This is a genomic window from Salmonella sp. 32020114201800008SM (genome assembly GCF_017572025.1).
GTDB classification, from domain to species: Bacteria; Pseudomonadota; Gammaproteobacteria; order Enterobacterales; family Enterobacteriaceae; genus Salmonella; species Salmonella enterica.
This window is the reverse complement of sequence record NZ_JAGEQM010000012.1, coordinates 1-25,830: the sequence shown is the minus strand read 5'-3', so window position 1 is coordinate 25,830 and position 25,830 is coordinate 1. Positions and strand designations below refer to the sequence as shown.

The following is a 25,830-nucleotide window of genomic DNA, read 5'->3' as shown; positions in this document are numbered from 1 at the left end:
TCACCCTCCGATTAAGGCGTTAAAGTTTTTTGGCTTTTTCCACGGCTTCGTCGATGGAACCGACCATGTAGAACGCCTGCTCCGGCAGGTGATCGTATTCGCCTTCCATGATGCCTTTAAAGCCACGGATGGTGTCTTTCAGGGAGACGTATTTGCCCGGAGAACCGGTAAATACTTCCGCCACGAAGAACGGCTGGGACAGGAAGCGCTGAATTTTACGCGCGCGAGCTACCACCAGTTTATCTTCTTCAGACAGTTCATCCATACCGAGGATGGCGATGATGTCTTTCAGTTCCTGATAACGCTGCAGGATGGACTGAACGCCACGCGCGGTGTCGTAGTGTTCCTGACCAACAACCAGCGGATCCAGCTGACGGCTGGTGGAGTCCAGCGGGTCAACGGCCGGGTAGATACCCAGGGATGCGATCTGACGGCTCAGTACCACGGTTGCATCTAAGTGCGCAAAGGTGGTGGCTGGAGACGGGTCAGTCAAGTCATCCGCCGGTACGTATACCGCCTGTACGGAGGTGATAGAACCGGTTTTGGTGGAGGTGATACGTTCCTGCAGAACGCCCATCTCTTCCGCCAGAGTCGGCTGGTAACCTACTGCGGAAGGCATACGGCCCAGCAGTGCGGATACTTCCGTACCGGCCAGGGTGTAACGATAGATGTTATCGACGAACAGCAGTACGTCACGACCTTCGTCACGGAATTTCTCCGCCATGGTCAGACCGGTCAATGCAACGCGCAGACGGTTTCCCGGCGGCTCGTTCATCTGGCCATACACCAGGGATACTTTATCGATAACGTTGGAGTCGGTCATTTCGTGGTAGAAGTCGTTACCCTCACGAGTACGTTCACCTACGCCCGCAAACACAGAGTAACCGGAGTGCTCGATCGCGATGTTACGGATAAGCTCCATCATGTTTACGGTTTTACCTACACCCGCACCACCGAACAGACCGACTTTACCGCCCTTCGCGAACGGACACATCAGGTCGATAACTTTGATACCGGTTTCCAGCAGTTCCTGAGAGTTTGACAACTCTTCATAGGAAGGTGCTGCGCGGTGAATCGCCCAACGCTCTTCTTCGCCGATCTCGCCTTTCATGTCGACCGGTTCGCCCAGGACGTTCATGATACGACCCAGCGTGGCTTTACCTACCGGGACTTCGATCGGGTGTTCGAGATCTTTTACATCCAGACCGCGACGCAGACCGTCAGAAGACCCCATCGCGATGGTACGCACGATACCGCCGCCAAGCTGCTGCTGAACTTCCAGCACCAGCTTCTCATTACCATTCTGCACCTCAAGGGCATCGTACACGCGTGGTACGGCATCCTGAGGGAACTCGACGTCGACCACGGCGCCGATTACCTGGACAATCTTTCCAGTAGCCATCTTAAATCCTCTACGAAATAACCTGGTTAAACCGCGGCGGCCCCCGAGACGATCTCGGTGAGTTCCTGAGTAATGCTGGCCTGACGAGCTTTGTTGTATACCAACTGCAGCTCTTTAATCAGGCTGCCGCCATTATCGGTTGCGGCTTTCATCGCCACCATTCGTGCGGCCTGCTCGCTGGCCAGGTTTTCTACCACGCCCTGATAAACCTGAGACTCCACATAACGACGCAGGAGAGTATCCAGCAGCGCTTTCGGGTCTGGTTCATACAGGTAATCCCAGGCTTTACGCTTCAGATCATCATCTTCTGACGCCGGCAGCGGCAGCAGTTGAGTGATCGTCGGCACCTGAGACATGGTGTTAATAAATTTGTTGCTGACAATGTAAAGCTTGTCCAGACGGCCTTCGTCGTAGGCCTGCAACATCACTTTAACCGGACCGATCAGTTCGGACAGAGAAGGGTTATCCCCCATACCTGTCACCTGAGCGACAACGTTGCCGCCTACGGAATTAAAGAATGACACGCCCTTAGAGCCGATCATTGCGAGTTCGCACTGAACGCCTTTATCGGACCATGCCTTCATATCCGCCAGCAGCTTTTTGAACAGGTTAATGTTCAAGCCACCGCACAAACCACGGTCGGTCGACACTACCAGGTAGCCCACGCGTTTAACGTCGCGCTCTTCCAGGTAGGGGTGCTTATATTCCAGATTACCGTTCGCAAGGTGACCAATCACTTTGCGCATGGTCTCTGCATAAGGACGGCTGGCCGCCATGCGATCCTGCGATTTACGCATTTTGGAAGCGGCGACCATCTCCATCGCTTTAGTGATCTTTTGCGTGTTCTGGACGCTTGCGATCTTACTACGTATCTCTTTTGCGCCGGCCATGAGCTTCTCCTCAATGCCTTACGGCCTGCCCTAAGGCAAGCCGCCAGACGTTACCAGGACTGGGTTGCTTTGAAGGAATCGAGGATGCCTTTCAGCTTGCCTTCGATTTCGTCGTTATAGCCACCGGACTGGTTGATCTCTTGCATCAGCGGAGCGTGATCACGGTCGACGTAAGCCAGCAGTGCGGCTTCGAAGCTACCGATTTTCGCCAGTTCGACATCCGCCAGATAACCACGTTCTGCTGCGAACAGAACCAGAGACTGCTGCGCGACGGACATCGGCGCATACTGTTTCTGTTTCAGCAGTTCGGTCACTTTCTGACCGTGGTCAAGCTGTTTACGGGTGGCATCGTCAAGGTCGGATGCAAACTGAGAGAACGCCGCCAGTTCACGATACTGCGCCAGCGCGGTACGAATACCACCGGACAGTTTTTTCATGATCTTGGTCTGGGCTGCGCCACCTACACGGGATACCGAGATACCCGGGTTAACCGCAGGACGAATACCGGCGTTAAACAGGTTAGATTCCAGGAAGATCTGACCATCGGTAATGGAAATTACGTTGGTCGGAACGAACGCGGAAACGTCACCTGCCTGCGTTTCGATAATCGGCAGCGCGGTCAGAGAGCCGGTTTTCCCTTTCACTTCACCTTTGGTGAAGGCTTCGACGTAGTCGGCGTTAACACGCGCAGCACGCTCCAGCAGACGAGAGTGGAGGTAGAATACGTCGCCCGGGAATGCTTCACGTCCTGGCGGACGACGGAGCAGCAGGGAGATCTGACGGTAAGCAACAGCCTGTTTAGACAGGTCATCGTAAATGATCAGCGCATCTTCACCGCGGTCACGGAAGTATTCGCCCATTGCGCAACCGGCATACGGCGCCAGATATTGCAGCGCAGCGGATTCAGACGCGGTCGCCACCACAACAATGGTGTTAGCCAGCGCGCCGTGTTCTTCCAGTTTACGCACCACGTTAGAGATGGTGGACGCTTTCTGGCCGATAGCGACATAGATACATTTGATACCGGAATCGCGCTGGTTGATGATGGCGTCGATAGCCAGTGCGGTTTTACCGGTTTGACGGTCACCGATGATCAGTTCACGCTGACCACGACCGATTGGGATCATGGAGTCAACGGCTTTATAACCGGTCTGCACCGGCTGATCGACAGACTGACGATCGATAACGCCCGGCGCAATCGCTTCAACGGCAGAGAAGCCGTCATTATCAACCGGACCTTTACCGTCGATTGGCGCACCCAGGGTGTTTACCACACGTCCCAGCAGGCCGCGGCCAACCGGAACTTCCAGGATACGCCCCGTACATTTAACCTTCATGCCTTCGGCAAGGTCAGCGTATGGACCCATGACTACCGCACCCACGGAGTCGCGCTCCAGGTTCAGTGCGATAGCGTAACGGTTACCCGGCAGGGAGATCATTTCACCCTGCATACAATCGGCCAGGCCGTGAATGCGGATAACACCGTCACTGACAGAAACAATAGTACCTTCGTTGTGAGCTTCGCTCACCACATTGAACTGAGCAATGCGCTGCTTGATCAGTTCGCTGATTTCGGTGGAATTCAGTTGCATGCTCCAGTCCCCTTAAGACTGCAAGACGTCTGCAAGGCGCTCAAGACGGCCGCGTACGCTGCCATCAATGACCATATCACCCGCCCGGATGATAACGCCTGCCATTACAGACTTATCGATTTTGCAATTCAGCTTCACTTTGCGTGACAGACGTTTTTCCATCGCGGCGCTGATTTTCGAAAGCTGCTCTTCACTCAATGCGGTTGCCGACGTAACTTCTACCTCGGAGGTAGCTTCACTGGCGGCACGCAGATGAATAAACTGCTCCAGAACATCCGGGAGCGCGTTCAGACGATTATTTTCAGCCATCACCCGAATCAGGTTCTGACCGTTTTCGTCTAACTGCTCACCGCAGACTGCGATAAACGACTCAGCGAGCGTTTCCGGCGCCAGCGCGCCAGAGAGAAGCTCTGCCATTTGTTCGTTCTTGGTTACCTCGGCGGCAAACGCCAGCATATCCTGCCAGCGCTCTACACTTTGGTGTTCAACGGCAAAGTCAAAAGCTGCTTTGGCGTAGGGGCGAGCTACCGTAACAAATTCAGACATCAGCCCCTCCCTCCTTACAGTTCAGCGACAAGTTTATCCACGATGTCGCTGTTAGCAGCTTCATCCACGGAACGTTCGATGATCTTCTCGGCGCCAGCAACAGCCAGGATAGCAACTTGCTTACGCAGCTCTTCACGGGCGCGTTTACGCTCGGCTTCAATTTCCGCCTGCGCCTGCGCCACGATTTTAGTACGTTCCTGCTCTGCTTCAGTTTTGGCTTCGTCCAGGATCTGAGCGCGGCGTTTGTTTGCCTGCTCGATGATTACCTGAGCTTCCGCTTTCGCTTTTTTCAGCTGGTCGGTCGCGCTGGCCTTTGCAAGGTCAAGATCCTTATGTGCTCGTTCAGCAGAAGCGAGACCGTCAGCAATTTCTTTCTGACGTTTCTCGATGGCTGCCATTAACGGCGGCCATACGTACTTCATGCAAAACCAGACAAAGAGAATAAACGCGATGGCCTGGCCGAGGATTGTTGCGTTAAGATTCACAGCACAATGCCTCTATCTAGTTAACCTTCTGATATTGCTCTTAATTCAAGCAACGCTTACTACGCGACAGCGAACATCACGTACAGACCCAGACCTACAGCGATCATCGGGATAGCATCCACCAGACCCATAACGATAAAGAACTGAGTACGCAGCAGAGGAATCAGATCAGGTTGACGCGCCGCGCCTTCCAGGAATTTACCCCCGAGGATGCCGATACCGATCGCAGCACCGATTGCCGCCAGACCCATCATCACAGCGGCAGCCATGTACAGCAGATCCATATTCAGGTTTTCCATGACAGTCTCCAGTTTGTTTCAGTTAAAACGTAGTAGTGTTGGTAAATTAATGCTCTTCGGACGCCATCGACAGATAGACAATCGTCAGAACCATGAAAATGAAGGCTTGCAGCGTAATAATCAGGATGTGGAAAATGGCCCACGGCACATTCAGAATCCACTGTGACCACCACGGCAACAGACCAGCAATCAGAATGAAAATCAGCTCACCGGCATACATGTTGCCGAACAGTCGCAGACCGAGAGAAACCGGTTTGGACAGCAGACTTACCCCTTCAAGGATTAAGTTGACAGGAATGAACGCCCAGTGATTGAACGGCTGCAGCGTCAACTCTTTTGCGAAGCCGCCGATGCCTTTCATTTTGATGCTGTAGAACAGAATAAGGATGAATACGCCCAGCGCCATCGACAGGGTGATGTTGACGTCAGCAGACGGCACCACGCGCGTTGCCGGCAGACCCAGCCAATGCTCAGCGATATACGGCAGCAGGTCGATAGGCAGTAAGTCCATCAGGTTCATAAGGAATACCCAGACGAAAATCGTCAGGGCCAGCGGCGCAATCAGCTTGCTTTTGCCATGGTACATGTCTTTGACGCTGCCATGCACAAAGCCGACTATCAGCTCAATCGCGGTCTGAAACTTGCCTGGCACGCCGCTGGTCGCTTTTTTAGCAACGCTACGGAACATCACCAGAAACAACAGACCCAGCACCACCGAGAAGAACATGGAGTCAATATTGAGCGTCCAGAAGGTGGCTGGGGGGTTCTGCGGATCCACCAGCGAGAAAGTACGCAGGTCCAGCTGAAGGTTATTCAGATGGTGTCCTATGTATTCCTGCGGCGTCATATTTTCTGAAGCCATGATGCCTTTTACCCTTTGTTGTTAATTACAGCCGGCGCCAGTATCTGAACCACCAGCACCAAAACCCACGTAACGATCAGCGGCAAAAACACCGCCTTTAAAACCGCCAACGCCACCACCAGTAAAACCAGCATCGCTAACACCTTGAAGGCTTCACCGAAGGCGAAAGTCCAGGACACGCGGCCCTTAGCAGGTGTATGCGCCTGGTGACGCCAGGCAAATATCATAAACAACATATTAGGCAGTGCCACTGCCAATCCCCCACATACTGCGGAGATGCCCCAGAAGGGGTCTTTGAGGCAAAACAGCAATCCACTTGCTATTACCGCCAGAAACTGAATGAACAGAAGCTTACGAGCAACGTTTCGACTCACGAGCGACACAGACATCACGTTTTTACTCCTGCCCACTTCGAGGTATGCCGCGTGTCGTATAAAACGTTCTTTAAGACTTAGAGTCAAGCATCAAAAAGCGGTCAAATTATACGGTGCGCCCCCGTGATTTCAAACAATAAGTAGCCAAAAGGTGAATAAATGTTTAAATATTTTTCTCTGGCCCGCATTTTTAACTTTTAGCCAAAGTGTGAACGATCGTACAAAACTGCAAATAGCGCGAAAACACTGGCGATAAAGCGTGCACCAGATCACACATTAAACATATTCATGCTTACGCAATTCATTTACGTGTCAATTCATGCCTTTTCATCTTTTTGATATTTAAGCGTAAAACCAGGTACTGTTTTAAAAATACCAGCTTACACCTTAAAAACGCCCCATTGACATTTATAATAAAAATTTAACAAGCAAAAGTGATTTTTCGATTCGATTTTTAGCAGACTGATATTTACAAAGTTGATTACTCTCTGTTTTAACAAAAGAAGCGACGTTGTCATGTTGAAACGAAACCGTAAATCCAGAGTTAAATGTAACAACGCTGAAATGCGTTATACCTGTCGATTTTTAACACAAGCCGCGTCGTTTTTTTTCTATTTTTTTTGATAAAAATTAAACTTTGTTTGACTTAATAATCACCAGATGCCGCTCGCCTTCCAGTTGCGGAACGCGTAATTTTTCAACAGATTCGACGCTAAAATCGTCAGGTAGTGAGGCAATTTCATCCCCTGGCAATTGCCCTTTTAAGGCATAAAAACGCCCTTTCTCTCCCGGCAGATGGTGACACCAGCTCACCATATCATTCAACGATGCGAAAGCGCGGCTGATAACGCCATCAAACGGCGGTTCGGAGGGATAGGCTTCAACGCGGCTTTGAACCGGCGTGATGTTTTCCAGTTTCAGTTCGTGCTGGACCTGACGCAGAAAACGTACCCGCTTGCCCAGGCTGTCGAGTAAGGTGAAATGCGCGTCAGGGAGAACAATAGCCAGCGGGATGCCCGGCAGCCCCGGTCCTGTTCCTACGTCGATAAAACGCTGTCCCTGAAGATACGGCGCAACGACTATGCTGTCGAGAATATGGCGTACCAACATTTCGTTGGGATCCCGCACTGACGTCAGGTTGTATGCTTTGTTCCATTTGTGCAGCATATCAACGTAGGCGACCAGCAGCGTTTTCTGGTGATCGGTAAGAGAAATACCGGCATCAGCCAGCAGACGAGAGAGTTTGTTGAGCACGGTCATTACCTGTTAATAATCAAATGCCCGATGCGCTTTCGCTTATCGGGCCTACAAATTTGTAGGGCGGGCAAGCGAAGCGCCCCCGCCAAATTAGTGTTATCAAGCGCTACGACGCAGCATACCTTGTTTTTTCAGCCATACCAGCAGAATGGAGATTGCCGCTGGCGTAACGCCGGAGATACGCGATGCCTGGCCGATAGACGCCGGTTTATGATCGTTCAGCTTGGCGATAACTTCGTTCGACAGACCGGAAACCTGACGATAATCCAGCGTGGCAGGCAGCAACGTATTCTCGTTACGTAGTTGTTTTTCAATCTCATCCTGCTGGCGAGCGATATAGCCTTCGTATTTGACCTGGATTTCCACCTGCTCAGCGGCTTGCTCATCTTCAAGCGCAGGCGCGAATGCGGCAAGCGAAGTGAGCTGCGCGTAGGTCATTTCCGGACGACGCAACAGATCTTCGCCGCTGGCCTCACGGGAGAGAGGCGTGGTCAAATGCGCATTCACTTCATCGGCGGATTCCGCAGACGGCGTTACCCATGTCGATTTCAGCCGCTGACGTTCGCGTTCGATATTTTCCAGCTTCTCGTTGAAGCGCGCCCAGCGTTCATCATCCACCAGACCCAGCTCGCGGCCCATTTCAGTCAAACGCAGATCGGCGTTGTCCTCACGCAGCATCAGGCGATATTCGGCGCGGGAGGTAAACATGCGATACGGCTCTTTGGTGCCCAGCGTACAGAGATCGTCCACCAGCACGCCGAGATAAGCCTGAGAACGCGCAGGCGCCCAGCCCTCTTTGTCGGCGGAAAGACGCGCGGCATTCAGACCAGCGAGCAAGCCCTGCGCCGCAGCCTCTTCATAACCGGTAGTACCGTTGATTTGACCAGCAAAGAACAGGCCGTGAATAAATTTACTTTCCAGAGTCGGTTTCAGATCGCGCGGGTCGAAGAAATCGTACTCAATCGCGTAACCAGGGCGAACGATCTTCGCGTTCTCCATGCCCTGCATGGAACGGACAATCTGCATCTGCACGTCAAACGGCAGGCTGGTGGAGATACCGTTAGGGTAAATCTCGTTAGAGGTCAGTCCTTCCGGCTCCAAGAAGATCTGATGCTGGTTACGATCGGCAAAACGCATCACCTTGTCTTCGATCGAAGGACAGTAGCGTGGGCCGATCCCTTCGATCACGCCAGCGTACATTGGGCTACGATCGAGGTTATTACGAATCACGTCATGGGTTTTCTCATTGGTATGCGTGATGTAACACGGCACCTGTTGCGGATGCTGAGAAGCATTCCCCATAAACGAGAAAACCGGCATCGGGTTATCGCCATGCTGTTGAGCCAACACGCTGAAATCGATAGTACGCGCATCAATACGCGGCGGTGTGCCGGTTTTCAGGCGACTGACGCGTAGCGGAAGCTCACGCAGACGGCGAGACAGCGGGATGGATGGCGGATCGCCAGCACGACCGCCGCTGTAGTTATCCAGACCAATATGAATTTTGCCGTCGAGGAAGGTTCCGACTGTCAGCACCACCGCTTTCGCGCGGAATTTGAGCCCCATTTGGGTCACAGCGCCGACAACGCGATCGTTTTCGACAATCAGATCTTCAACCGCTTGCTGGAAGATCATCAGATTCGGCTGATTCTCCAGCGCGGTACGCACCGCCTGGCGGTATAAGACTCGATCCGCCTGAGCCCGGGTAGCGCGAACAGCCGGACCTTTGCTGGCGTTTAGTATCCTAAACTGAATACCTGCCTGATCGATCGCTTTCGCCATCAGACCGCCGAGCGCATCCACCTCTTTTACCAGATGTCCCTTTCCAATACCGCCGATCGCCGGGTTGCAGCTCATCTGTCCCAACGTGTCAATATTGTGTGTCAAAAGCAGAGTCTGTTGACCCATACGCGCTGCGGCCATCGCGGCCTCAGTGCCTGCATGACCCCCGCCAATAATAATGACGTCAAAAGGATCCTGATAAAACATGGTAATTGCCTCGCATAACGCGGTGTGAAAATGGATTGAAGCCCGGGCGGTGGATTCTACTCAACTTTAGCCGATGGAGAAAGCCCCGGGATCCGGGCTATTAAAAAGAAGATCTTTTTATTTAGAGATCTGTTCTATTGTGATCTCTTATTAGGATCGCTCCAGGCTGTGGATAACCCGGATCCTGTAATAAAGATCAATGCGTTGGAAAGGATCACTAGCTGTGAATGATCGGTGATCGTGGTCCGTATAAGCTGGGATCAAAACGGGTACTTATACACAACTCAAAAAGTGAACAACGGTTATTCTTTGGATAACTACCGGTTGATCCAAGCTTTCCACCAGATTTATCCACAATGGATCGCACGATCTTTACACTTATTTGAGTAAATTAATCCAGGATCCGAGCCAAATCTCCGCTGGATCTTCCGGAATCTCATGTTCAAGGATGTTGATCTTCAGTGTTTCCCCAACCTGTTTTGCGCCAGCGCCTTTCAGTTCCGCTTCTATTTTCTCAATCGCGCCGCAAAACGTGTCGTATTCTCGACTACCAATGCCAATTGCGCCGAAACGTACCGCGGAAAGATCGGGTTTCTGCGTCTGAAGGTCTTCATAGAAAGGAGTCAGGTTGTCCGGAATGTCTCCGGCGCCGTGCGTTGAGCTGATTATCAGCCAGATCCCGGAAGTTGACAGATCCTCTAATAACGGGCCGTGCACCGTTTCGGTTGAAAAACCGGCAGCTTCCAGCTTTTCCGCCAGATGTTCCGCGACGTATTCGGCGCCGCCCAGGGTGCTGCCGCTGATAAGAGTAATGTCTGCCATTGATCGCTCGCTCAGGTAAAGAGGCTGCATTGTACTCTGTGAACGAGCTGGGATCTACCTGTGGAAAAATGTGGGATTAAAAAAGCCGATCATGGCTTGATGGTGCGCATGATCGGGTTCTGCAAGACGATCAGTGTCTCAGTGGACTGAATTTCATCAATTGTTTGGATCTTGTTGATAAGTACGTGCTGAAGCGCGTCGATTGATTTGCACATCACTTTTATAAAGATGCTGTAGTGACCGGTGGTGTAATACGCTTCCGTCACTTCATCCAGGCTTTCCAGCCGGGCCAGTGCGGAGGGATAGTCTTTGGCGCTTTTGAGGATGATGCCAATAAAGCAGCCCACATCGTAGCCCAGCTGTTTAGGGCTGACGTCAATCCGTGCGCCCGTAATGATCCCGGCCTGCTTCATTTTCTCGACGCGAACGTGAATGGTTCCAGGGCTAACGCCAAATTGTTTGGCCAGTTCGGCGTAGGCGGTGCGGGCATTTCCCATTAAGGCGTCAAGTATGCCGCGGTCCAGATTGTCGATCTGATAATTTTCCATCGCTTTTTCTTATGCAGATTAATGATTATCTCTATTTTAGCCATTATTTTTAACGAATCAAAACATAAATTAGCTTTTTATCTGTTGATTATTGAATAGTACTCTCGTTTTGTTGCTTAATCATAGGCAACAGGACGCAGGAGTAAAAAAATGAAAACCGCTTACATTGCCAAACAACGTCAAATTAGCTTCGTGAAATCACATTTCTCTCGCCAGCTGGAGGAGCGTCTGGGTCTGATTGAGGTCCAGGCGCCGATCCTGAGTCGCGTAGGGGATGGTACGCAGGATAATTTGTCCGGCTGTGAAAAAGCGGTGCAGGTAAAAGTGAAAGCGTTGCCTGACGCCCAGTTCGAAGTGGTGCATTCACTGGCGAAGTGGAAACGTCAAACCCTGGGGCAACATGACTTCAGCGCGGGCGAAGGACTGTACACGCACATGAAAGCCCTTCGCCCCGATGAAGACCGACTCTCTCCGCTCCACTCGGTCTATGTGGATCAGTGGGACTGGGAGCGTGTCATGGGCGATGGCGAGCGCCAATTTTCCACCCTGAAAAGCACAGTAGAGGCTATATGGGCAGGAATTAAGGCGACGGAAGCAGAAGTGCATAAACAGTTTGGTCTGGCGCCGTTCCTGCCAGAGCAAATTCAGTTTGTTCACAGCCAGGAGCTGTTGTCTCGCTATCCGGATCTGGATGCGAAAGGGCGCGAACGCGCGATTGCCAAAGAACTTGGCGCCGTTTTCCTGGTGGGGATCGGCGGTAAACTGAGCGATGGCCACCGCCATGATGTACGCGCGCCGGATTATGATGACTGGAGCTCCGCATCTGAGCTGGGCTACGCCGGTCTGAACGGCGATATCCTGGTGTGGAACCCGGTGCTGGAAGATGCGTTTGAGCTTTCCTCTATGGGTATTCGCGTAGATGCCGATACGCTGATGCGCCAGCTGGCGTTGACCGGTGATGAAGATCGTCTGCAACTGGAGTGGCATCAGGCGCTGCTGCGCGGCGAAATGCCGCAGACCATCGGCGGCGGGATTGGGCAGTCGCGTCTGACGATGTTGCTGCTGCAATTGCCGCATATTGGTCAGGTACAGTGCGGCGTATGGCCCGCGCAGGTTCGCGAAAGCATTCCTGCTATTTTATAAGCCGTTAGCGCCGCCAGCGTCTCAGCAGGCGGCTTCGCATCCCGGTGTCAAAGCGCCAGATATGATCGAAAATGCGCATGATGCCGGGTTTGCCGTGCGCCGACATCGCCACCGCATGGAATCGATGCTGGTGAAGACGCTGCAACTCTCCCACTTTGCTCACCACGTCATCCGACAAGCGCTGGGCGATAAAATCCGAAATGACCACCGCATCGGCATCAAACCATTCCCGTCCCTGCATTCTTTCAATAATGGCGCGAAAACAGCTGGCGATATCCGTGCCGCCGCGAAAACGTTGACTTAAAAAGCGGATAGCCTGCTCGATACCTTCCGGGCCGGAGAGTTCATAGCGCACAACGTCAGTGGAAAACAGCATAATAAAGCAGCGGCGGTTATCCGCCAGCGCAACGCGCATCAACGCCAGGCAGAACGCTTTTGCGCACTGCTCGTTAAATCCTCCCATCGAGCCTGAAGTATCGACGCAGACAATAAACGGTCCGCGCGGCTGCTCGTCGACATCCTGGTGTACTACCGGCCGTTCGGTTACTTTCTCACGCCACGCTTCGCCATGCAGGCGATAGGTGAGGAGCTGTTTTTCCACTAACCGGCGGTAGAATTCATATTCCAGCTCGGTGATGCCGAGCGTCGCCAGCTCTGGCGGCAACAGGCGCAGAATATCATCGCCTTGCTGAATACCGTCAACCTGCTCCGGCACCGTTGCGGGTTCGCGTACCAGTGTACGAAAGGTTTCCATCGGCGCGTCTTTTTTCGGTACCGATTTGGCTTCCCGCGAACGTCCCAGTTGTTCCGCCAGTTGCATTAGCTCCGGCTGGGCGGCGAGAAATTCGCCGTATTTTACGATCAGTTGATAATCACCACGTTTAAGCTGGCCCGTGCTCATATCCCACAGGCGGCCTGCGGCATTATCATTTTCCGCCAGCGTCGGTTCCAGTTGCCCGCTCAGCGTCATCCGTTCCTGAACGTCACTCAGCAACTGCTCGCGCTCTTCTTCCAGTAGTTGCTGGTTTAACGTGGTGGCCTGCACGACCAGACTTAACCGCCAGCGTTGCAAAAAAAGCGTGTGTAGCGCAGGGGTAAAGGTACTGTTGCTCTCCGTCAACTGCTTCGCCTGCGCGGCATACGGTGAATGCAGGCGATGAAGCAACGCCAGTATTTGCGGCAGTTGCACGATGAACTGTGGTGTAGAGAGAAGTTGGCTTTGCTGATAACACATGACCTCTTCCGTGAGTTCCGGCGGAACGCGTGCGTCTTTAAGACGGCTGCGTAGCGCTTCCCGCCAGCGCGGGAGATCGGCGGTCACGGCGTTTTTTAAACGTGGAAACTTTTCAAAGAAAATGACCAGCTGTGGGGAAGCCAGTAGCGCGAGGATCATCTCTTCGACCATTCCCTCTTCGCTGACGGCCAGCATGGTATTTAGCGTATCCAGCGTCAGCATTGTTGCGCCTGGCGGATCTGTTCTCCTACATCCTGCAGGCTGGCCTCAATGCGCCCTAACCAGTCGCTGTGAATAAACAGGCAATGTTGCTGTTCGCTGAAGCGGGTATGCTGCTGGCGCCAGTCGTTTTCTAACGTTTCCAGCTGCTGTTTGATCTCCGCAGGCATACTGTCTTCAGCCGCTCCCGGTAACGCCAGACGGGTACCTTGTAGACTGATGTCGCGCACCACCAGATGTTGAGCGTTATCGACTTCCATATTCAGCGTTTGGGCAAAGCCGATCCCGTTCAGTTTGCCGCGGATCTCGCCGCCTTTGGTCAGCCAAAGTTCCAGCGCGCTGCGGTCAAAGGTAATATGGATCACTTCCATATCATGCAGTTTTAGCGGTTTTTGTAGCAATAACGTCAACGTTGACGCACTGGCTTCCGGCGGTAAAGTGTAATGCGGGCGGCGGCTGAACATACCGCCTTCTTTAATGACGGTGAAGGCGGTTTTATCGCTTTGCTGTTGCTGCAACTGGAGGCGGCGCTGGACAATACCGCCGAGGCGAGTCAGCATGGCCTGCTGCTGCCAGGCGTGTCCGGTCATCAATATTTCCAGTTGCTGTTGCATGAGATTCAGACTCTGCGCGTCATACCACAAGCAATCTTTTAGCAGGATAAGGTCAATCGGCGCAACCGCGTCGCGTCCGCTAAAGAAGGCGCTGGCCTGTAACAGGCGGATGGCTTTCTTCCAGCGACGGTCGGAGACATAAGGCGCATTCGGCAAATTATCCAGCTGTTGGCGCAGAGTAAATATCAGCTCAAAGACCGGATCAGGGAGTGAAATCGTGCCGATATCTTTTTGCCACTGTTGATATTCTTCGTCGCTAACCTGTAACGAGGCGGGGACCGGGTTATCACTCTCATCCTGCTGACTAACCAGCATGGAGCGGAAATTGGCTTTATCCTGAACTTTATCCAGCCACAGGCGAATCAACATTCGGTCGTACAACGCTTCCAGGCTGCTGTCCGCTTCGGGCAGTTCGTTAGAGGCCGCCACCAGCAGCCGCATCGGAATTTTTTCCTCAAATGCGCCGTTGCGGAAATGGCGTTCGTTAATGGCGGTCAGCAATGTGTTCAGGATAGCGGGCCCGGCTTTCCAGATTTCATCCAGAAAAACGATTTCGGCTTCGGGAAGATAGCCGGTCGTTAAGCGTTCATAGCGACCTTCATCTTTCAGCGCCTGAATAGAGAGCGGGCCAAACACCTCTTCCGGCGTGGAAAAGCGTGTCATCAGATATTCAAAAGCGCGGGCGCGCTGGAAAGCAAACTTCAGGCGGCGGGCAATCAGACTCTTGGCGATACCGGGCGGGCCCAACAAAAAGACGCTTTCACCGCTTAACGCCGCCAGTAGGCACAGGCGTATGGCGTGACTACGTTCATACAGCCCCTTCTCAAGGGCGCTGCTCAGACGGGAAATTCTTTCCGCTAATAAATGTGGGTGAGCCATAATAAAGAGGCGTCCTTTCGACAAATGGATCATGCTAATTGCGAGTATAGACGTTTCACCACCGGGGCTGTAATCGTCTGACGCGCTGTTTATTTTTCTTTGAGCCAGGTTAATCTGGCTTCATTTAGGGGTACGATTTTATGATTAATCGTGCATACTGTGCGCTTTTTTGTGGGCCAAGGGACTAAGCACACATTTCATATCTATACACTCATTCATTCAAACTACATCAAGGCGGCAAAGGAGTGAATCCCCTGGCACTGACTTAAACGTGTGACTGGGGTAAGCGAATGCAGCCGACAAGGAGGTAGCGTGAAGGGTGACGTGTATAAACGAAAGATGAGTCTATGAGCACTGATAATAAGCAATCGTTGCCTGCGATTACCCTCGCAGCTATTGGGGTTGTCTACGGTGATATTGGTACCAGCCCGCTTTATACGCTTCGTGAATGTTTGTCCGGTCAGTTTGGTTTTGGCGTTGAACGAGATGCCGTGTTTGGTTTTCTGTCGCTGATCTTCTGGCTACTCATCTTTGTGGTTTCCATCAAATATCTCACCTTCGTGATGCGCGCCGATAACGCGGGTGAAGGTGGAATTTTGACACTGATGTCGCTTGCCGGGCGTAATACCTCGGCGCGCACCACATCCATGTTAGTTATCATGGGACTGATAGGCGGCAGCTTTTTCTATGGCGAAGTGGTCATTACGCCGGCGATTTCAGTGATGTCGGCGATTGAAGGCCTGGAAATTGTCGCGCCGCAGCTGGATACCTGGATTGTCCCGCTTTCCATTATTGTGCTGACTCTGTTGTTTATGATTCAGAAGCACGGTACGGGAATGGTAGGGAAACTCTTTGCGCCGATCATGCTGACCTGGTTTTTAATCCTGGCGGTACTTGGCCTGCGCAGTATTATCGCCAATCCCGAAGTGTTACATGCGCTGAATCCTGTCTGGGCGGTACGTTTTTTCCTTGAATATAAAACCGTATCGTTTATTGCGTTGGGCGCGGTGGTGCTGTCGATTACCGGCGTAGAGGCGTTGTACGCCGATATGGGACACTTCGGTAAGTTCCCGATTCGCCTGGCGTGGTTTACCGTGGTATTGCCGTCGTTAGTACTGAACTACTTTGGTCAGGGCGCATTGCTACTAAAGCATCCGGAAGCGATTAAAAACCCCTTCTTCCTGTTGGCACCGGACTGGGCGTTAATTCCGCTGCTGATTCTGGCCGCGCTGGCGACGGTGATCGCCTCCCAGGCGGTCATTTCCGGCGTCTTTTCGCTGACGCGTCAGGCCGTGCGTCTTGGCTATTTGTCGCCAATGCGCATTATCCATACCTCCGAGATGGAATCCGGTCAGATCTATATCCCTTTCGTTAACTGGCTGCTTTATTTCGCGGTCGTGGTTGTTATTGTTAGCTTTGAGCACTCCAGCAACCTGGCGGCGGCCTATGGTATCGCCGTGACCGGCACGATGGTGCTGACGTCTATTCTTTCTACGACCGTGGCGCGTAAGAACTGGCACTGGAACAAATATTTTGTCGCGCTGATCCTCATCGCATTCCTGTGCGTGGATATCCCGCTGTTCTCGGCCAACCTCGACAAATTGTTGTCCGGTGGTTGGCTTCCGCTGAGCCTGGGCCTGATCATGTTCACGATCATGACCACCTGGAAGAGCGAGCGTTTCCGTCTGTTGCGTCGTATGCATGAACACGGTAATTCGTTGGAAGCGATGATTGCTTCACTGGAGAAGTCACCGCCGGTTCGGGTACCGGGTACTGCCGTATACATGTCGCGCGCGCTCAGTGTGATCCCTTTTGCTTTATTGCATAACCTGAAGCACAACAAAGTGTTGCATGAGCGCGTAATCTTACTGACGTTGCGTACGGAAGATGCGCCTTATGTGCATAACGTTCGCCGGGTGCAGATTGAGCAGTTGTCTCCGACATTCTGGCGCGTGGTGGCTAGCTACGGCTGGCGCGAAACGCCAAACGTTGAAGAGGTGTTCCACCGCTGCGGTCTGGAAGGGCTTAGCTGTCGGATGATGGAAACGTCGTTCTTTATGTCGCACGAGTCGTTGATTGTCGGCAAACGCCCGTGGTATTTGCGTTTGCGCGGTAAACTGTATTTGTTGCTGCAACGTAACGCCCTGCGCGCGCCGGATCAGTTCGAGATCCCGCCTAACCGCGTGATTGAGTTAGGTACGCAGGTCGAGATTTAACCTCCCATCAACATGCCGGGGGCCGCGTTGGCTTACCCGGCCTGACCAATCCGTAGATTCCCACAAGATAATCGCCTGATGGCGATTATCTTCACCTGATTTCCGCTAGCGAAACGTTTCGACGGCGATCACAATTCTGTTACGTCATGATGGTTTTATGAACACATCCAGGGTTACACTGCGGCCAGCGAAACGTTTCGCTAGTGGAGCAGAAAAATGAAGAAAGGCACCGTACTCAACTCTGAAATCTCGTCGGTCATTTCCCGTCTGGGGCATACTGATACTCTGGTGGTCTGTGATGCGGGTTTACCCATCCCGAATAGCACCGCGCGTATCGATATGGCACTAACCCAGGGCGTACCTTCTTTTATGCAGGTGGTGGATGTCGTGACCCGGGAAATGCAGGTTGAGGCGGCGATTCTTGCAACGGAAATCAAACAACAGAATCCGCAGCTCCACGAAACGTTGCTCACTCACCTTGAGCAACTGCAGCAACACCAGGGAAACACCATAAAAATTAGTTATACGACACACGAACAATTCAAAAAATTGACTGCAGACAGTCAGGCGGTGATTCGCAGCGGGGAGTGTTCCCCGTATGCGAACGTCATTCTTTGCGCTGGCGTTACGTTCTGAGGCCGCTATGGACGCATTACTGCAACTCAAAGGGATCGATAAAGCGTTCCCCGGCGTGAAGGCTCTCTCCGGCGCCGCGTTAAACGTTTATCCTGGCCGCGTTATGGCGCTGGTGGGGGAAAACGGCGCCGGAAAATCCACCATGATGAAAGTATTAACCGGCATCTATACGCGAGATGCGGGATCGTTGTTATGGCTGGGTAAAGAGACCACCTTTAATGGGCCTAAATCGTCTCAGGAAGCCGGGATCGGCATTATTCATCAGGAACTGAACCTGATTCCGCAGTTGACCATTGCGGAAAACATCTTCCTGGGCCGTGAGTTTGTGAATCGCTTTGGCAAAATCGACTGGAAAAAGATGTATGCCGAAGCCGACCACCTCTTAGCCAAACTCAATCTGCGTTTTAAGAGCGATAAGCTGGTGGGCGAACTCTCTATCGGCGATCAGCAAATGGTGGAAATCGCCAAAGTGCTGAGCTTCGAATCCAAAGTCATCATTATGGATGAACCGACCGATGCGCTGACCGACACTGAAACCGACTCTCTGTTCCGCGTTATCCGCGAATTAAAATCGCAGGGGCGCGGCATTGTCTATATCTCCCACCGTATGAAAGAGATTTTCGAAATTTGCGATGACGTGACGGTCTTCCGCGATGGGCAATTTATCGCCGAGCGTGAAGTGGCCACGTTGACCGAAGATTTTCTTATCGAAATGATGGTGGGACGTAAGCTGGAAGATCAGTACCCGCATCTGGATAACGCGCCGGGTGAGATTCGCCTGAAGGTCGATAATCTGTGCGGACCGGGCGTGAATGATGTCTCTTTTGTGCTGCGAAAAGGCGAGATCCTTGGCATCTCCGGCCTGATGGGCGCCGGTCGCACCGAGCTGATGAAAGTATTGTACGGCGCGATGCCGCGAACCAGCGGTTACGTGACGCTCGATGGACACGAAGTGGTGACGCGTTCTCCGCAGGACGGGCTGGCCAATGGCATCGTTTATATCTCTGAAGACCGTAAGCGCGATGGACTGGTGCTCGGCATGTCAGTTAAAGAGAATATGTCGCTGACGGCGCTGGACTATTTCAGCCGCGCTGGCGGAAGCCTGAAACACAAAGATGAGCAGCAGGCGGTGGGGGATTTTATCCGTCTGTTCAACGTCAAGACGCCGTCAATGGAACAGGCGATAGGCCTGCTTTCTGGCGGTAATCAGCAAAAAGTGGCGATTGCCCGCGGGTTGATGACGCGCCCGAAAGTGCTCATTCTCGACGAGCCGACCCGCGGCGTGGACGTCGGCGCCAAGAAAGAGATTTACCAGCTTATCAACCAGTTTAAGGCCGACGGCCTGAGCATCATTCTGGTCTCATCTGAGATGCCAGAAGTATTAGGCATGAGCGATCGCATCATCGTCATGCATGAAGGGCATCTCAGCGGTGAATTTACTCGCGAGCAGGCCACCCAAGAAGTGTTAATGGCTGCCGCAGTGGGCAAGCTTAATCGCGTGAATCAGGAGTAAAAAAGATGACAACCCAGGCTGTTTCTGGTCGCCGTTATTTCACTAAAGCGTGGCTTCTTGAGCAGAAGTCGCTCATTGCCCTGCTGGTGTTGATCGCGATTGTGTCGACGTTGAGCCCCAACTTTTTTACCGTTAATAATCTGTTCAATATTCTTCAACAGACCTCCGTCAACGCCATTATGGCGGTGGGGATGACGTTGGTGATTCTGACATCGGGGATCGATCTGTCCGTCGGTTCCCTGCTGGCGCTCACCGGCGCGGTTGCCGCTTCAATCGTCGGCGTTGAAGTGAATGCGCTGGTCGCGGTTGCCGCCGCGCTGGCGCTGGGCGCCGCGATTGGCGCTGTTACTGGCGTTATCGTCGCGAAAGGCCGCGTACAGGCGTTTATCGCTACGCTGGTGATGATGCTATTACTGCGCGGTGTAACGATGGTTTACACCGACGGTAGCCCGGTCAACACTGGCTTTACCGATAACGCCGATCTGTTTGGCTGGTTCGGTATCGGCCGTCCGCTGGGCGTTCCTACGCCGGTCTGGATCATGGCTATCGTCTTTATCGCCGCCTGGTATATGCTGCATCACACCCGTCTGGGACGCTATATCTACGCGCTGGGCGGTAACGAAGCGGCGACGCGTCTGTCTGGCATTAGCGTGAGCAAAGTGAAAATTATCGTCTATTCACTTTGCGGCCTGACAGCATCGCTGGCGGGCATCATTGAAGTGGCGCGCCTCTCTTCCGCGCAGCCGACGGCGGGTACCGGCTATGAGCTGGATGCTATTGCTGCCGTGGTGCTGGGCGGCACCAGCCTTGCAGGTGGTAAAGGGCGCATTGTTGGGACATTGATCGGCGCATTGATTCTCGGCTTCCTTAATAATGGTTTGAATTTGTTAGGTGTTTCCTCCTATTACCAGATGATCGTCAAAGCGGTGGTGATTTTGCTGGCGGTACTGGTAGACAACAAAAAGCAGTAACAACGACTACAGGACATCTGAAATATGAACATGAAAAAACTGGCTACCCTGGTATCTGCTGTTGCGCTGAGCGCCACCGTGAGCGCGAATGCAATGGCGAAAGACACCATTGCGCTGGTGATCTCTACCCTCAATAATCCCTTCTTCGTGTCGTTAAAAGACGGGGCGCAAAAAGAGGCGGATAAACTGGGTTATAACCTGGTGGTGCTGGACTCCCAGAACAACCCTGCCAAAGAGCTGGCGAACGTGCAGGATTTAACCGTTCGCGGGACCAAAATTTTGCTGATCAACCCGACTGACTCCGATGCGGTGGGTAACGCGGTGAAGATGGCGAACCAGGCGAAGATTCCGGTTATCACACTTGACCGCCAGGCAACCAAAGGTGATGTCGTCAGCCATATCGCGTCTGATAACGTGCTGGGCGGTAAGATTGCTGGCGACTATATCGCGAAAAAAGCTGGTGAAGGCGCCAAAGTGATTGAGCTGCAAGGCATTGCCGGAACATCTGCGGCGCGTGAGCGTGGCGAAGGTTTCCAGCAGGCGGTAGCCGCCCACAAATTTAATGTCCTGGCCAGCCAGCCTGCCGATTTCGACCGTACTAAGGGTCTGAACGTCATGCAGAACCTGCTGACCGCGCATCCGGATGTTCAGGCTGTCTTCGCCCAGAACGATGAAATGGCGCTGGGCGCACTGCGCGCGCTGCAAACTGCCGGTAAAGCAGATGTGATGGTGGTTGGATTTGACGGTACGCCGGATGGCGAAAAGGCCGTAAAAGATGGCAAACTGGCAGCGACTATCGCTCAGTTACCGGATCAAATCGGCGCCAAAGGCGTTGAAGTGGCGGATAAGGTGCTGAAAGGCGAAAAAGTTCAGGCCAAATATCCGGTTGACCTGAAACTGGTCATCAAGCAGTAATAAACGACACGGGTCAACTATGGCCTGATGGCGACAGAAATACGCGAGCCTCCGCTGAGGTGAACGTAAAAAAAGAAAAGCAGGGCACGCGCCACCCTAACCGGTGGCGCACTTTGACGTGGAACCCCGAATATGAAAACCGCAGGTAATCTCATCGTCCTTGGCAGCATTAATGCCGATCATATCCTTAATCTTGAGTCCTTCCCTACCCCGGGTGAAACGGTAACCGGTAGCCATTATCAGGTCGCGTTTGGCGGGAAAGGCGCGAATCAGGCGGTTGCTGCGGGACGTAGCGGGGCAAATATTGCGTTTATTGCCTGCACAGGCGATGACGATATTGGCGACAGTATTCGTAAACAATTAGTCAGCGATCGTATTGATATCGCGCCAGTTAGCGTTATTAAAGGCGAGTCTACCGGGGTGGCGCTGATTTTCGTTAACGGCGAAGGCGAGAACGTCATCGGTATTCATGCCGGAGCGAATGCCGCGTTATCGCCGGCGTTGGTTGATGCGCAACGTGAACGTATCGCGCAGGCGGATGCGTTACTGATGCAGCTGGAATCGCCGCTGGAAAGCGTACTGGCGGCGGCGAAAATCGCCCATCAACATCATACTACTGTTGCGCTTAACCCGGCGCCTGCCCGTGAGCTACCGGATGAACTGCTGGCGCTGGTGGACATCATCACGCCAAATGAAACGGAAGCTGAAAAGCTGACGGGCGTGCGTGTGGAAAATGACGACGATGCCGCGAAAGCTGCGCAGGTTTTGCATGATAAAGGCATTCGAACCGTATTAATTACCTTAGGAAGCCGTGGCGTCTGGGCCAGCGTAGACGGCGAGGGCCGCCGCGTTCCTGGTTTTAGCGTTGAGGCTGTCGATACCATTGCCGCCGGAGATACGTTTAACGGCGCCTTTATCACCGCGATACTGGAGGAGACGCCGTTGCCGGAAGCGATTCGCTTTGCCCATGCCGCCGCCGCGATTGCCGTAACGCGTAAAGGCGCGCAACCTTCCGTTCCGTGGCGCGAAGAGATAGAAGCGTTTTTACATCAGCAGGGGTAACGCTTGGCTACTATGAAAGATGTTGCCCGCCTGGCGGGAGTCTCTACATCGACGGTCTCTCACGTTATTAACAAAGATCGCTTTGTGAGTGAGACGATAACCGAAAAAGTTGAAGCGGCGATTAAATCACTTAACTATGCGCCTTCTGCGCTGGCGCGAAGCCTCAAGTTAAACCAGACCCGCACGATTGGTATGCTAATTACCGCCAGTACCAACCCTTTTTATTCCGAACTGGTGCGCGGCGTTGAGCGAAGCTGTTTTGAGCGCGGTTATAGTCTGGTGTTGTGCAATACCGAAGGCGACGAGCAACGGATGAACCGCAACCTGGAGACCCTGATGCAAAAACGGGTAGACGGTTTACTGCTGCTGTGTACCGAAACGCATCAGCCTTCTCGTGAAATCATGGAGCGTTATCCGTCTATTCCTACCGTCATGATGGACTGGTCGCCGTTTGATGGTGAGGGCGATAGCGATCTCATTCAGGATAATTCGTTGCTAGGCGGCGATCTTGCTACCCAATACCTTATCGATAAAGGATTTACCCGAATAGCCTGTATTACCGGCCCGCTGGACAAAACGCCAGCGCGTTTGCGGCTGGAAGGGTATCGGGCGGCGATGAAACGCGCAGGGCTGGCTATTCCGCAAGGCTATGAGATCACCGGCGATTTTGAATTTGGCGGCGGCTTTGACGCCATGCAGGCGTTACTCGCCCATCAACAGCGACCGCAAGCGGTTTTTACCGGAAACGATGCGATGGCTGTCGGCGCCTATCAGGCGCTATATCAGGCGGGGCTTCGTATTCCGCAGGATATGGCAGTCATTGGCTATGATGATATTGAGCTGGCGCGCTATATGACGCCGCCGCTGACGACTATCCATCAGCCGAAAGATGAATTGGGCGAGCTGGCTATTGATGTGTTGATTCATCGGATGGCGCAGCCCGCCTTGCAACAACAGCGACTTCAGCTTACTCCGGTTTTGACGGTGCGTGGGTCGGTTTAGATTTATGCCGTTCTTTAATCAGATTGTTGCCGTCTTTGGCTCTTAGCAGCATAAACATCAGCGCGGACACGATAGTGATCGCCCCCATCGTGATAAAGGTATAGTGGAACTGTTCCACGGTACTGGTGCCCGCAAAACCTTCATAAATACGTAACACCGCCGCGCTGATCGCCACGCCTAAACTGATAGACAATTGCTGCGTAACCGCCAGAACGCTGTTGCCGCTGCTGGCGTTATCGTCCGTCAGATCCGCAAGAGTAATCGTATTCATTGCCGTAAATTGAGTGGACATCGCCATTCCAAGAATGAATAGCGGCAGCACGAGCATCCAGATCGGCATGGCGGGAGATTGAAACGAAAACTGGGCAATCATCAGACCGATAAATACCGTAATGCCGACCAGAGTCTTCCGGTATCCCAAACGTCGCAAAACCTGCGTTACGGTCGATTTCGCGATAATAGAACCCAAAGCTGTCGGCGCCATCATGCAGCCGGCGATCAGAGCCGGGTAGCCAAAACCAACCTGTAGCATTAACGGCATCAAAAAAGGTACGCAGCCTGTCCCCAGACGCGTGGCGAGGTTGCCGGCAATACCGACGGAAAATGTGCGTGTCTTAAACAGCGATAGTGATATTAACGGTGTCGGATGACGGCGGGCGTGGCGGATATAGGCCAATAGTAGAACGATACTGCAAAAAATAATGGCGGATGCGATCCATGTCGCCACAATCTTTTCGCCAAACAGTTCCATTCCGCTGGAAAATAAAACCAGACTTAATCCAAAAAGAAAGAAGCCGGTCATGTCAAACTTGCGACGCGGCGTGGTGAAGTTGGGCATATATTTGCGGGCATACAGAATGCCTGCAACCCCAATGGGAATATTAATCAGGAAGATCCAGTGCCAGCTTGCCCAGGTCACCAGTACGCCGCCTAATACCGGCCCCAGAATCGGACCTACCAGCCCCGGCATAGTGACAAAGTTAAGAACGGGCAGCAGCTCACTACGCGGATAGGCTCGCAATAACGCCAGTCGCGCCACTGGCATCATCATCGCTCCGCCGACGCCTTGTACGACGCGAAAAATAACCAATTCAGATAGTGAACTGGAGAGCGCGCAGGCCAGCGAGCCTAACGTAAACAGACTTACGGCAACCATAAAGACGCGACGCGTACCGAAGCGGTCAGCCAGCCAGCCGCTTACCGGAATTAACATGGCTACTGTCAGGGTATAACTGATAATAGCGGACTGCATGGCGAGTGGTGAACGGTTAAGACTATGCGCAATAGCCGGTAAAGCGGTATTCAAAATGGTGGCGTCTAGCGCCTGCATAAAGAAGGCCATCGCCGCGATCCACGGCAGGCCAGCCATACTGCGCGCTTTTTTGCTGGTCATTCAATATCCTGTTAATTATCTGGTCTCTCATTGGGCGCTATTAACAACGCCTGACAGGCCTGGAAAGCGCGTTCGCCGTCGCCATCAGCGATGGCATCAACAATGGCCTGGTGCAAATCCAGCTTTACCACCTCGTTATAGGTGATTGAGGTAAAGTAAGTGTGATAAACCGAATGAAATAGCGTAGCAAAAGAGATTAGAAAGGGATTGGCGCTCATTTCGTAGATATGCTCGTGCCACGCCATATCCACTTCAATCCAGCGTTCACGCTTAAAATGCTTTTTCAGCGCGACCATCTCTTCCATTAAGGCATTAAGCCGCGCTTTCTGCTCCGGAGTGCCAAGCGTCGCCGCCAGCAGGCAGGCTTGCGGCTCCAGGCTAATACGCATCACCAGAAAATGATCTACCACCTGATGAAAATTTTCTTCCGTCATCCACCAGGTCAGCAGCTCTTGATCCAGAAAGTTCCAGTTTCCCTGCGGCATCACCCGCGTACCAATGCGCGGACGGGGTAGCACCATACCTTTAGCCGTCAACGTTTTCACCGCTTCGCGAACTGCCGTTCGACTTACGCCGTACTGCTCGCCCAGTTCTATTTCGCCGGGAAGAATCGTACCGGGGGCGTAGTCACCCTTTAATATCCGCTGCGCCAGCTTTTCAGCCAGAACATAGGATAGATTTTTCTGTGCGGCTAATTGTTGTGCGCTTAAAGGCATGAATGTTCTTCCTTTCTCTTTCGTTTGGTTATTAGTATGCCACCTGGAAGTGTGATTGCAGTTGCAATAACGGCAATTTGCTTATTTTATGGCACGTTAAGCACGCTATTGATGAAAAAAGAGACACTCAGAAAATTATTTTAAATTTCCTCTTGTCAGGCAGAAATAACTCCCTATAATGCGCCACCACTGACACGGAACAACGGCACACAGGCCGCCGGGTCAGCGGGGTTCAGACCAGAACCTCACGG

General features: G+C 52.8%; 24 protein-coding genes. 8 read left to right on the top strand and 16 right to left on the bottom strand.

Translation table 11 applies throughout. The features are described 5' to 3' along the window. Nucleotides 1-19 precede the first annotated feature (19 nt). The 12 genes from atpD to asnC all read right to left on the bottom strand — a co-directional run bounded on the left by atpD (nucleotide 20) and on the right by asnC (nucleotide 11,066). On the bottom strand, nucleotides 20-1,402 hold the full coding sequence (gene atpD, locus J4613_RS21535; RefSeq protein WP_000190499.1) for a F0F1 ATP synthase subunit beta: 1,383 nt from the start codon (nucleotides 1,400-1,402) through the stop codon (nucleotides 20-22). A 26-nt stretch (nucleotides 1,403-1,428) separates the two neighbouring features. Beyond that, the gene (gene atpG / locus J4613_RS21530) at nucleotides 1,429-2,292 is read right to left on the bottom strand and encodes a F0F1 ATP synthase subunit gamma (RefSeq protein ID WP_000896506.1); all 864 of its coding nucleotides are present in this window, start codon (nucleotides 2,290-2,292) and stop codon (nucleotides 1,429-1,431) included. Between the two features lie 50 nt (nucleotides 2,293-2,342). Next, nucleotides 2,343-3,884: a F0F1 ATP synthase subunit alpha gene (atpA, locus tag J4613_RS21525; protein ID WP_001176751.1), complete on the bottom strand. Its 1,542-nt coding sequence runs from the start codon at nucleotides 3,882-3,884 to the stop codon at nucleotides 2,343-2,345. Between the two features lie 12 nt (nucleotides 3,885-3,896). Continuing rightward, the gene (atpH, locus tag J4613_RS21520; RefSeq protein WP_001288957.1) at nucleotides 3,897-4,430 is read right to left on the bottom strand and encodes a F0F1 ATP synthase subunit delta; all 534 of its coding nucleotides are present in this window, start codon (nucleotides 4,428-4,430) and stop codon (nucleotides 3,897-3,899) included. Nucleotides 4,431-4,444: 14 nt separating this feature from the next. Beyond that, nucleotides 4,445-4,915, bottom strand: a complete 471-nt coding sequence (gene atpF, locus J4613_RS21515) for a F0F1 ATP synthase subunit B (RefSeq protein WP_001052212.1) — start codon at nucleotides 4,913-4,915, stop codon at nucleotides 4,445-4,447. 59 nt (nucleotides 4,916-4,974) lie between these two features. Further along, a complete protein-coding gene (gene atpE / locus J4613_RS21510; RefSeq protein ID WP_000429386.1) occupies nucleotides 4,975-5,214 on the bottom strand; it encodes a F0F1 ATP synthase subunit C in 240 nt (79 codons plus the stop codon). A gap of 46 nt (nucleotides 5,215-5,260) precedes the next feature. Then, on the bottom strand, nucleotides 5,261-6,076 hold the full coding sequence (atpB, locus tag J4613_RS21505) for a F0F1 ATP synthase subunit A (protein ID WP_000135632.1): 816 nt from the start codon (nucleotides 6,074-6,076) through the stop codon (nucleotides 5,261-5,263). Between the two features lie 8 nt (nucleotides 6,077-6,084). Continuing rightward, the gene (gene atpI / locus J4613_RS21500; RefSeq protein WP_000116685.1) at nucleotides 6,085-6,465 is read right to left on the bottom strand and encodes a F0F1 ATP synthase subunit I; all 381 of its coding nucleotides are present in this window, start codon (nucleotides 6,463-6,465) and stop codon (nucleotides 6,085-6,087) included. Between the two features lie 615 nt (nucleotides 6,466-7,080). Next, nucleotides 7,081-7,704: a 16S rRNA (guanine(527)-N(7))-methyltransferase RsmG gene (gene rsmG / locus J4613_RS21495; protein ID WP_001528235.1), complete on the bottom strand. Its 624-nt coding sequence runs from the start codon at nucleotides 7,702-7,704 to the stop codon at nucleotides 7,081-7,083. 102 nt (nucleotides 7,705-7,806) lie between these two features. Beyond that, nucleotides 7,807-9,696 (bottom strand): tRNA uridine-5-carboxymethylaminomethyl(34) synthesis enzyme MnmG, encoded by a 1,890-nt coding sequence (gene mnmG / locus J4613_RS21490; protein WP_000499872.1) that lies wholly within the window; start codon nucleotides 9,694-9,696, stop codon nucleotides 7,807-7,809. Between the two features lie 378 nt (nucleotides 9,697-10,074). Beyond that, a complete protein-coding gene (mioC, locus tag J4613_RS21485) occupies nucleotides 10,075-10,518 on the bottom strand; it encodes an FMN-binding protein MioC (protein ID WP_000763722.1) in 444 nt (147 codons plus the stop codon). A gap of 89 nt (nucleotides 10,519-10,607) precedes the next feature. Then, a complete protein-coding gene (asnC, locus tag J4613_RS21480) occupies nucleotides 10,608-11,066 on the bottom strand; it encodes a transcriptional regulator AsnC (protein WP_000433018.1) in 459 nt (152 codons plus the stop codon). Between the two features lie 150 nt (nucleotides 11,067-11,216). Here asnC and asnA point away from each other — a divergent pair, with 150 nt between their 5' ends. Continuing rightward, nucleotides 11,217-12,209, top strand: coding sequence for an aspartate--ammonia ligase (asnA, locus tag J4613_RS21475; RefSeq protein WP_000845123.1), 993 nt, complete (start codon nucleotides 11,217-11,219; stop codon nucleotides 12,207-12,209). 4 nt (nucleotides 12,210-12,213) lie between these two features. Here asnA and viaA read toward each other — a convergent pair whose 3' ends face one another. Both viaA and ravA read right to left on the bottom strand, forming a co-directional pair. After that, on the bottom strand, nucleotides 12,214-13,665 hold the full coding sequence (viaA, locus tag J4613_RS21470) for an ATPase RavA stimulator ViaA (protein WP_111742537.1): 1,452 nt from the start codon (nucleotides 13,663-13,665) through the stop codon (nucleotides 12,214-12,216). Then, a complete protein-coding gene (gene ravA / locus J4613_RS21465) occupies nucleotides 13,659-15,155 on the bottom strand; it encodes an ATPase RavA (RefSeq protein WP_111742536.1) in 1,497 nt (498 codons plus the stop codon). The genes viaA and ravA overlap by 7 nt, the downstream gene beginning before the upstream one ends. Before the next feature lie 347 nt (nucleotides 15,156-15,502). Here ravA and kup point away from each other — a divergent pair, with 347 nt between their 5' ends. The 7 genes from kup to rbsR all read left to right on the top strand — a co-directional run bounded on the left by kup (nucleotide 15,503) and on the right by rbsR (nucleotide 23,470). Next, nucleotides 15,503-17,371, top strand: coding sequence for a low affinity potassium transporter Kup (kup, locus tag J4613_RS21460; protein WP_000102338.1), 1,869 nt, complete (start codon nucleotides 15,503-15,505; stop codon nucleotides 17,369-17,371). Nucleotides 17,372-17,587: 216 nt separating this feature from the next. Beyond that, on the top strand, nucleotides 17,588-18,007 hold the full coding sequence (gene rbsD / locus J4613_RS21455) for a D-ribose pyranase (protein ID WP_000715944.1): 420 nt from the start codon (nucleotides 17,588-17,590) through the stop codon (nucleotides 18,005-18,007). A gap of 7 nt (nucleotides 18,008-18,014) precedes the next feature. Continuing rightward, nucleotides 18,015-19,520, top strand: coding sequence for a ribose ABC transporter ATP-binding protein RbsA (gene rbsA / locus J4613_RS21450; RefSeq protein ID WP_208293671.1), 1,506 nt, complete (start codon nucleotides 18,015-18,017; stop codon nucleotides 19,518-19,520). 5 nt (nucleotides 19,521-19,525) lie between these two features. Next, a complete protein-coding gene (gene rbsC / locus J4613_RS21445; RefSeq protein ID WP_000211345.1) occupies nucleotides 19,526-20,491 on the top strand; it encodes a ribose ABC transporter permease in 966 nt (321 codons plus the stop codon). A gap of 24 nt (nucleotides 20,492-20,515) precedes the next feature. Next, the gene (rbsB, locus tag J4613_RS21440; protein WP_001056260.1) at nucleotides 20,516-21,406 is read left to right on the top strand and encodes a ribose ABC transporter substrate-binding protein RbsB; all 891 of its coding nucleotides are present in this window, start codon (nucleotides 20,516-20,518) and stop codon (nucleotides 21,404-21,406) included. A 132-nt stretch (nucleotides 21,407-21,538) separates the two neighbouring features. After that, the gene (rbsK, locus tag J4613_RS21435) at nucleotides 21,539-22,468 is read left to right on the top strand and encodes a ribokinase (protein ID WP_000844728.1); all 930 of its coding nucleotides are present in this window, start codon (nucleotides 21,539-21,541) and stop codon (nucleotides 22,466-22,468) included. Between the two features lie 3 nt (nucleotides 22,469-22,471). Beyond that, nucleotides 22,472-23,470: a ribose operon transcriptional repressor RbsR gene (gene rbsR / locus J4613_RS21430; protein ID WP_000224491.1), complete on the top strand. Its 999-nt coding sequence runs from the start codon at nucleotides 22,472-22,474 to the stop codon at nucleotides 23,468-23,470. On the opposite strand, the gene mdtD is transcribed toward rbsR, so the two are convergent. Beyond that, nucleotides 23,436-24,863 carry a multidrug transporter subunit MdtD gene (gene mdtD / locus J4613_RS21425; protein WP_000202071.1) on the bottom strand — a complete coding sequence of 476 codons (1,428 nt, stop codon included), beginning with the start codon at nucleotides 24,861-24,863 and terminating at the stop codon, nucleotides 23,436-23,438. The genes rbsR and mdtD overlap by 35 nt on opposite strands. Before the next feature lie 11 nt (nucleotides 24,864-24,874). Next, nucleotides 24,875-25,579, bottom strand: a complete 705-nt coding sequence (locus tag J4613_RS21420; RefSeq protein WP_001131144.1) for a FadR/GntR family transcriptional regulator — start codon at nucleotides 25,577-25,579, stop codon at nucleotides 24,875-24,877. Between the last annotated feature and the right edge of the window lie 251 nt (nucleotides 25,580-25,830).